The organism is Ruegeria sp. C9 (assembly GCF_056537585.1).
This window is the reverse complement of record NZ_JBQFRU010000011.1, coordinates 30,934-39,177: the sequence shown is the minus strand read 5'-3', so window position 1 is coordinate 39,177 and position 8,244 is coordinate 30,934. Positions and strand designations below refer to the sequence as shown.

The 8,244-nt window shown below is 56.5% G+C and carries 6 protein-coding genes and 2 pseudogenes; all 8 read left to right on the top strand.

The genetic code is table 11. The features are described 5' to 3' along the window. A pseudogene (locus ACR0NE_RS21065) lies at window positions 1-256 on the top strand (iron-containing alcohol dehydrogenase); the annotation flags it as partial. Window positions 257-258: 2 nt separating this feature from the next. Then, window positions 259-1,098 (top strand): EamA family transporter, encoded by an 840-nt coding sequence (locus ACR0NE_RS21060; RefSeq protein ID WP_170397778.1) that lies wholly within the window; start codon window positions 259-261, stop codon window positions 1,096-1,098. A gap of 178 nt (window positions 1,099-1,276) precedes the next feature. Next, a complete protein-coding gene (locus ACR0NE_RS21055; RefSeq protein ID WP_170594917.1) occupies window positions 1,277-2,170 on the top strand; it encodes a DeoR/GlpR family DNA-binding transcription regulator in 894 nt (297 codons plus the stop codon). A gap of 20 nt (window positions 2,171-2,190) precedes the next feature. Then, window positions 2,191-4,230: an ABC transporter substrate-binding protein gene (locus ACR0NE_RS21050; protein WP_170594920.1), complete on the top strand. Its 2,040-nt coding sequence runs from the start codon at window positions 2,191-2,193 to the stop codon at window positions 4,228-4,230. Between the two features lie 61 nt (window positions 4,231-4,291). Beyond that, window positions 4,292-5,296: an ABC transporter permease gene (locus ACR0NE_RS21045; RefSeq protein ID WP_170397787.1), complete on the top strand. Its 1,005-nt coding sequence runs from the start codon at window positions 4,292-4,294 to the stop codon at window positions 5,294-5,296. A 4-nt stretch (window positions 5,297-5,300) separates the two neighbouring features. Beyond that, window positions 5,301-6,431, top strand: a complete 1,131-nt coding sequence (locus ACR0NE_RS21040; protein WP_170397790.1) for an ABC transporter permease — start codon at window positions 5,301-5,303, stop codon at window positions 6,429-6,431. Next, a complete protein-coding gene (locus tag ACR0NE_RS21035) occupies window positions 6,428-7,426 on the top strand; it encodes an ABC transporter ATP-binding protein (protein ID WP_170513428.1) in 999 nt (332 codons plus the stop codon). The genes ACR0NE_RS21040 and ACR0NE_RS21035 overlap by 4 nt, the downstream gene beginning before the upstream one ends. Beyond that, a pseudogene (locus ACR0NE_RS21030) lies at window positions 7,423-8,241 on the top strand (ATP-binding cassette domain-containing protein); the annotation flags it as partial. The gene ACR0NE_RS21035 and the pseudogene ACR0NE_RS21030, both read left to right, overlap by 4 nt. Window positions 8,242-8,244: the final 3 nt, after the last annotated feature.

Here is an 8,244-nt window from a genome sequence, read left to right as displayed (position 1 = left end):
CGCGCCAGTCATCGCCGACCGCTTCCAGCAAGCCGCCGCCTATCTGGGCATCGACGGCGGCTTCGACGGCTTCCGCAGCTTCGTGCAAGAGTTCAACGACAGCTTCGCTATTCCCCGCAAACTCTCTGACCTGGGCGTCACCAAAGCTGCCATCCCCGAACTGGTCCAGGGCGCTATCATCGACCCCTCATGCGGAGGTAACCCAATCCAACTCAACCAACAAAACATCACTGAGCTGTTTAATACGGCGATCTGACAGTGAGCGCTGAAATCGTTCTCATAATCCTTGCGGCCGCGTTGCTGCATGCGATCTGGAACACGGTTGTAAAAACGGCCGCTGACCGAACAGTCACGCTGGGTCTGGTTGCGCTGGGACACGTTATCCCGGGGGCGCTGATGGTGGCGGTTCTGCCGCTGCCGAATGTCGAGAGCCTGCCATATCTGGCAGGTTCGACCGTTGTTCATTTCGGATATTTCTACATGCTGAATCAGGCCTACCGGCATGGTGATCTCAGTGTGGTGTACCCGATCGCGCGCGGTGTGGTTCCTGCGCTGGTCGCTCTTTGGGCCGTGATATTCGCGGGCGAACATTTGCCGACGCAGGCCTGGATTGGGATCGCGGTGATTGCCACCGGCATTCAACTGTCCAGCTGGTCGGTTTTGAGGCAAGGGGTCGGTAGGGCATCGCTTGTTTTCGCATTGGGAACGGGCTGCTTTATTTCCATCTACTCGCTTGTGGATGGCCTGGGCGTGCGGGTGTCAGGCAACATCCTGAGTTATTGGGCCTGGCATTCGGTTCTGCATATCTTTGTTGTGGGCTTTGTCGCGCTACGGCGAGGCGCGCGTGTGCTTGATTTGCCTCTGCGCATTTGGGTGATCGGGATTGCAGGCGGAATGGTGTCGATGACCGCTTACGGCCTAGTGCTTTATGCCAAGAATTTCGCTCCGCTTGGCGTCGTGTCAGCCTTACGCGAAACCTCAGTGATCTTCGCGGCCCTAATCGGATTTCTGTTCCTGGGTGAAGGCAATCCCATGCGACGCCTTCTGGCGGCCGTGATGATGGCCGCTGGCGTGACGCTGATCGCATTGTCGTCATGAACACATGCTGGGATGAGTTGAATGATTCTTGCGAGAGATCTGAAATCCACCTGTCACGCCGCATGAAACTGCAGGTTTGCTATGCCATGTTGACCGGAAAAGGCAAAAAAACCAAAATTGTCGCAAAAGATTTACATTTATTGTGGATTTTTGCGCGAAAATGTGACCGAGTCTGAAAATGGATGATGATAGCGTAACCATCCCACATCGTGGCCGAGAGCTGCTGGATGTCCTTGCGCGGCTGGGGGGGTCAGCGCGCAACACTCAGATCGCCCAGATCATGGACGTCTCTGAGGAAACTGTGCGTCGTTTGGTCAAGGCACTGGCGCGCGCGAACAAGGTTGAGCGTGTGCATGGCGGCACATTTCTGTCTCGGGCGCAGGATACACCGATGTTTTCGGGCGCGTTGGAGTATAATGCCGACGAGAAAACCAACATCGCCAAGCGGGTCTGCGGGTTGCTTGAGGACGAGATGGTGTTGTTCATCACCGTTGGCTCGACCATGACTCATGTGGCCGAGCAACTACGTGAGCTGCGGGGTTTGACCGTCGTTAGCAACTCTTTGTCAGTTGTCGCATCCCTGGCCGATCACAATGGCACGCGCGCCGTTCTGGCAGGGGGCGAAGTAATCCGCTCCGAACGAGGCAGTTTTGGCCGTGCGGCTGAAGAATTGGCGTGTCAGTACAGCTATGACGCGGTGATCTGCGGCGCGGATGCACTGTCGCTGGTTGGAGGTGTATTGGCCTCGAACCCGCTGGAGGCGGATCTGACCCGTGCGCTGCAAGGGAACACGCATCGCATGATCGTTGCAGCGGACCACACCAAATTCGGTGCAAAGGCAGCCAACGTGTCTTGCCCGTTCGACAAGGTGACGGATCTGGTGACCGATATCGCCCCACCCGATGCGTTTGCACCCGTTCTCAAGCAAGCTGGGGTCCAAGTGCACATTGCATCGCAAAACGATGTCAAATCCGGGCCGGAAGAAACAGAGCCCCGGAAGCAAAAAAAGAACAAAGAAACCTCCGAAAGCAAAGCGGGCAAATCGGGCTCTCGGAAACGCAAAACGAAATAAACAAAACCTAGGGAGAAAACATGAAAAAGCTTCTTATGTCAGGTGTGGCCTTTGCCACAATCGGGGGCGCGGCCTGGGCCAATTGTCCTGCTGCAACCGTCGCGGATATGCAGGGCGTCGCAGCTGGTGCTTATCCTCAGCAGTTTGATCTGTCCGAGTTTCAATCAGCTGCAAACTGTACGCTCAGCTTTGCCGAAAACCCGGCTATTGGGGATCTGAACGGCATGATCCGTGGCAATGGCGATCTTGCGGCCGTGGCAGATCGTCTGCCGGCTGACCCGTTGGTCATCGTACCCTATGACTCGATAGGTCAGTATGGCGGTGTTCTGGACGCGCTCTCCAACGCCACAGAAAGCGGCACCTCGGACTTCCTTTCGGTGCGTCACGTCAACCTGTTCCGCTATTCCGACGACCTGCAGACCCTGGTGCCCAACGTGGCGAAATCCTGGGAATGGAACGATGACTTCACCGTGCTGACCGTGAATCTGCGTGAAGGCCACAAGTGGTCGGATGGCGCGCCATTTACGGCGGCGGATATCGTCTTCTGGTACGATAACCTGATGATGGACACCAATGTCATCGCCGAAGCGAAGGATTATGCGCTGGCGGGCGGTGAGCCCATGAAGGTCGAAGCGCTGGACGACACCACCGTCCGCTTTACCCTTGCCGCGCCCAAGCCTGGCCTGACCGAGACATTCTCGTTCACCTATGTGCAGCCCTACCAGCCCAAGCATTTCTTTGAAAAGTTCCACCCGGCGCTGGATGACAACGCCGACGCCAACGCGCAGGCGCTTGGTTATGAAAACGGGTACGAGCTGATCAAGGCCTATTATGGCAACTCGGACTGGATGGATACGCCATCTCCGATGCTGACAGCCGGTGACAAACTGGCGGGTCTTCCCACCGACACCATGCCGACGCTGGAGAGCCATATCCTTGTGAAGGAGAGCACCGAGGGTCGTCACTACGTGGCCAACCCCTATTTCTTCCAGGTCGATACGCAGGGTAACCAGCTTCCCTACATTTCGGAAATGGATGAAACTTACGTTCCGGACGAAGAAGTTCGCACCCTTAAGTTGCTGAATGGCGAGGTCGATTACAAATCGCAGGGTGTTAACCTGACATCCGCTCCGGTGCTGCTCGAAGGTCAGGAGAACGGTAACTACACGGTCGAGGTGAAGCCTTCGATCGGCTATCCGGTTCTGACCTTCAACGTGACCGCAGAAGACGAGGCCAAGCGCGCGATCTTTAACGATATCCGGTTCAGAACTGCGATGTCTGTTGCTATGGATCGCAACCAGCTGAACGAGGTTGTGGCTTTTGGTCTGGGAACACCGACACAGTACATCGGCTTCTCGCCACGTCCCGATTTCATCGACGAAAAATGGTCGAACCATGAGATCGAATTCGACGCAGAGCGCGCCAATGCGCTGCTGGACGAAGTCGGTCTTGTCGACAAGGACGGTGATGGCTTCCGCGACTTGCCGAATGGTGATCCGTTTGTTCTGGATTGGCAGTTCTCGACCCAGCCAGCTTCGGCGCAATTGGTGGAACTGATTGCTCAGAACTGGAAAGACGTTGGCGTCAACACCGCGATCAAAGAGGTGACATCCGACGAATTCCGCGCCGCACAAACGGCCAACTCGCTGGATATGGGCCTATGGCTGAAGAGCCAGCCAGCCGGGTCGATCCTCGGGGACAGCGAGATCTGGGTGCCTCCGTTTGATGGCTATTTCGACGTACGTACAGGTATGCTCTGGGCTGAATATATCAGCTCAAACGGTGAAAACGGAGTTGAACCACCGGCTTGGGTCGCGGATCTGAAGACTGCATTGGACACCTATCAGTCCAGTGCACCCGGCTCTGATGCGTCAGTATCCGCCGCGCAGAAGATGGTCGAGATCATGACCGGCGAGCTGCTGTTCCTGGGTACCGTGAATGCTCCTGCCCCGATCTATCACTCGAACAACCTGCAGAACTTTACCGAGTTCAAAACGCAGTCTTACGAGTTCTATCGGACCTATCCTTACCGCCCCGCCCAGTGGTGGCTGAGCGAATAAGGTTGAGAAGATAAGAAGGTGGGCGCCCGCGCCCGCCTTCGCGCATCCCGCGGGGACAGATATGTTGCAATTCTGCAGATTTGCCGCCACCCGGGCGGTTATGGCGTTGGTCACTTTGGTCATCGTATCGCTGATTGTTTTTTCACTGATGGAACTGGTGCCCGGTGACTGTGCCGAGCGCTATTTGGCGTATAAAAACACCCAAGGGTCCGCGATCACCGTTGCTGACGTTGCAGCAGAACGCGCCCGACTGGGGTTGGATCAACCGTTCCTGACCCGATGGGCCACTTGGTTGTCAGGGGCATTTCGTGGCGATTTCGGCGAAAGCTGCATCCTGCGGGTGAATATTGCACAGCTGCTGGGCGACAAGTTCTGGCTGTCGCTGTGGATCTGCCTTGGCGCTTTGACGCTGGCTTATGCCATTGCAATCCCTGTGGGCATCATTTCTGCCGCCTCGCGCAGTGCAGTATTGAACAACTCGCTGCGGATCGTCAGCTATCTGGGTCTGGCGATGCCGAACTTCCTGCTGGCCCTGATGGTGATGCTGGTTTCAACCGTTTATTTCGGCGAGACACTGACCGGGCTGTTCTCGCCGGAGTATAAAGAAGCGCCTTGGTCTTGGGGCAAGTTCCTCGATTTGCTGAAACACGCCTGGCTGCCGATCTTCATTCTGGGCTGGTCGGCCACAGCCTTTGCGCTGCAGACCGTGCGCGCGTTGATGTCGGATGAGATCGGGAAGCTGTATGTCACCGCTGCTGCCGCGCGGGGCATTTATGGCCGCCGACTGTTATGGCGCTATCCGGCCCGTCATGCGCTGGGGCCGATCGTCAACAGCCTTGGCTTTGACCTGAACCGGATCTTCAACGAACTGCCCATTGTGGCGCTGATCCTGACATTGACTGAAGCCGGTGCGCTTTTGCTTGAAGCGTTGGCGCGGTCCAATGATCAGCAACTTGCGGGGGCCATCATCTTTCTGCTGACGGCATCAATCGTAACGTTGAATTTCTTCACCGACATTCTGCTTGCGGTGATTGATCCGCGCGTGCGCAAAAGTATCCTCAGGTGACCAGATGACTGCGACAATCGACAACCAAAAGGCAAAAGAAGCCTATTTCACCGCCTCGCAGCGTCAGTTGATCTGGGCCCGATTCAAGAAACAGCGCGCGGCGATGATTGCGGCCACAGTTCTGGTCGTCCTGATCCTGTCGGGCATCTTTGCTCCGTTCCTGTCGCCTTACGATCCGACCGCCGCAGGGCGTGACAAAGACTATCTGAACGGAGCCCCGCAGATTCCAAAATTCTGCGACAAGAATGGCTGCTCGATCCGCCCGTTCCTGCACGGGGTAACTCGCGAACGCTCGTTGGCGACCAATTTCCGCTGGGTCGAGAAAGTGAACGAGGATGAACGCCGATATATCCAGTTCTTCGTTCGGGGCGACAAATATAAGCTGTTTGGAGTCATTCCCGGTAACATCCATCTGTTTGGTGTCGATCAGGGCTATGTTCACCTGTTCGGAACCGACAGTGCCGGCAAGGATATCTTCAGCCGTACACTGCATGCGGTTTGGACGTCGCTACAGGTCGGAACGCTTGGGGTGATGATTTCGTTCGTGCTGGCGCTCGCGATCGGAGGGGTGGCAGGATATTACGGTGGAATGGTCGACAGTGTGATCCAAATGATCACCGATGCGATCCGTACGGTTCCGGCCATACCTCTGTTCATGGCGATTGCGGCCTTTATCCCGCCGGAATGGTCGGCCGAGACAAGGTTCTTTGTCATCACAGCCATATTGGGATTGGTCGGCTGGCCTACTTTGGCACGGCGTGTGCGCACCCATCTGCTGACCGAACGCAATCAGGAATATGTGCTTGCGGCAAAGCTTTGCGGCGCATCACCGGGCCACATCATCCGGCGTCATCTACTGCCCAGCTTCACCAGTTACATCATCGTCGATCTGGTGATCTCGTTCCCCTATATGGTCCTCAGCGAAACCGCGCTCAGCTTTATCGGGCTGGGGCTGAAAGATCCGGTCAACTCACTTGGCGTGATGTTGCAGAATGTGACCAAGGCGGATGTTCTGCTGAATTACCAATGGTATTTCATCCCGGTCATCTTCTTTGTCGTTCTCGTGATGTCTTTCGTGTTCGTTGGCGATGGCCTGCGCGATGCGGCTGATCCTTATTCGGAGACCCGCAAATGAGCCTGATCGATGTCGAAAACCTGTCCGTTCAGTTCAAAACCGATGAAGGGTTGATCACGGCGGTCGAGGATGTTTCGTTTTCACTCGCCCCAGGCGAGGTGCTCGGGCTGGTCGGCGAAAGTGGATCGGGAAAATCAGTGACGGCAAAGTCACTGATGAAACTAAATCCACCCAACGCGATCTATGCGCCGGAAAGCCGGATCGATCTGCATCTCGACAGCGGCCCGGTTGATATCATGGCGCTGAAGCGGCCCAAGGACATGGAGATTGTGCGCGGCGGGGCGATCAGTATGATCTTTCAAGAGCCGATGGCCAGCTTTGCCCCCGCGATCACCATCGGCAAGCAGATGGTTGAACAGTTGCTGATCCACACGGATCTCAGCAAAAAGCAGGCCAAAGAACTATCGATCGAAATGCTGGACCGGGTGGGTATCCTTGAACCAGCGGCCCGGTTCAACCAATACGCTTTCGAATTGTCGGGCGGGATGCGTCAGCGGGCGATGATCGCCATGGCGCTTTCGACCAAGCCCAAACTGCTGATCGCGGATGAGCCGACAACGGCGCTGGACGTGACCATTCAGGCTCAGGTTTTGGATCTGATGAAGGATCTGGTGGCCGAGTTCGGCATGGGTATCGTCTTCATCACCCATGACCTAAGCGTCGTCGCCCAAACCGCCGACCGGGTTGCGGTGATGTATCTGGGTCGGATCATGGAAAGCGGACCTGTGCGTGAGGTGATCCGCCATCCGGCACATGCCTATACGCGTGGCCTGCTGAACGCGTTACCCAAACTCGATGATCTGGACGCACCGCTAACCCCGATCCCCGGCGATATCCCCTCACCTCTGGAGCGGCCATCAGGCTGCGTGTTCCATCCACGCAACCCGGAACTCAAACCCGGATCGCGATATGAAACGGAACGCCCACCCTTGACCGAGGTCAGCCCCGGCCATTTCGCAGCCATTTTCCCCGAAGACGTGCCAGGCCAGCCATGACAAATGCACTGATCAAAACCGAAAACCTGTCGGTCGAATTTCCCCTTGGTGGCGGGTTGTTTAATAAGCGCACGCTGAAGGCGGTCGACAACGTCTCGATCGAAATCCCGCGAGGGGCTTTTGTTGGGGTGGTCGGCGAGTCCGGCTCGGGCAAGACAACACTTGGCCGCGCATTGCTGAATGCGGTTCCAATCACCAGCGGTGGCGCAAGCTATGATGATGGTGAAGAGCGGTTCGATCTGACCAAAATGTCAGCAACCGATCTCAAGTCCTATCGCCGTCGGGCTCAGTTGATTTTTCAGGACCCTTACGCGGCGCTTAGTCCTCGGATGACCGTGCGTGATATCATAGCCGAACCGCTGGATGTGATGGGCCTGACCGCATCGCGTGAGGAAACCGATGCGCGGGTTCGCGAGATTGCGGGCAAATGCCGGTTGAACCTTGAACATCTGCGACGCTATCCGCACGCGTTTTCGGGCGGTCAGCGTCAGCGGATTTCTATCGCGCGGGCTCTGGCCTGCAACCCGCGTTTTGTAGTTGCCGATGAATGCGTGGCGGCACTGGACGTGTCGATTCAGGCGGATATCCTGAACCTGCTGAAATCCCTTCAGCGAGATATGGGCCTGACCTTCATGTTCATCAGCCACGATCTGTCGGTTGTGGCCCATACCTGCGATTTTGTGGTCGTGATGTATCACGGCAAGATCGTTGAAAGCGCCCCGACGCGCGAACTGTTTGCCGCACCCAAGCAAGACTATACCAAGCGGTTGCTGGATGCGATCCCATCGCTGGACCCCGATCATCGAATGCGTGCTTGA

Coding starts and splice junctions, on each gene's coding strand:
- ACR0NE_RS21055 (WP_170594917.1), top strand. CDS start 1,277: ATGGATGATGATAGCGTAACCATCCCACATCGTGGCCGAGAGCTGCTG.
- ACR0NE_RS21050 (WP_170594920.1), top strand. CDS start 2,191: ATGAAAAAGCTTCTTATGTCAGGTGTGGCCTTTGCCACAATCGGGGGC.
- ACR0NE_RS21045 (WP_170397787.1), top strand. CDS start 4,292: ATGTTGCAATTCTGCAGATTTGCCGCCACCCGGGCGGTTATGGCGTTG.
- ACR0NE_RS21040 (WP_170397790.1), top strand. CDS start 5,301: ATGACTGCGACAATCGACAACCAAAAGGCAAAAGAAGCCTATTTCACC.
- ACR0NE_RS21035 (WP_170513428.1), top strand. CDS start 6,428: ATGAGCCTGATCGATGTCGAAAACCTGTCCGTTCAGTTCAAAACCGAT.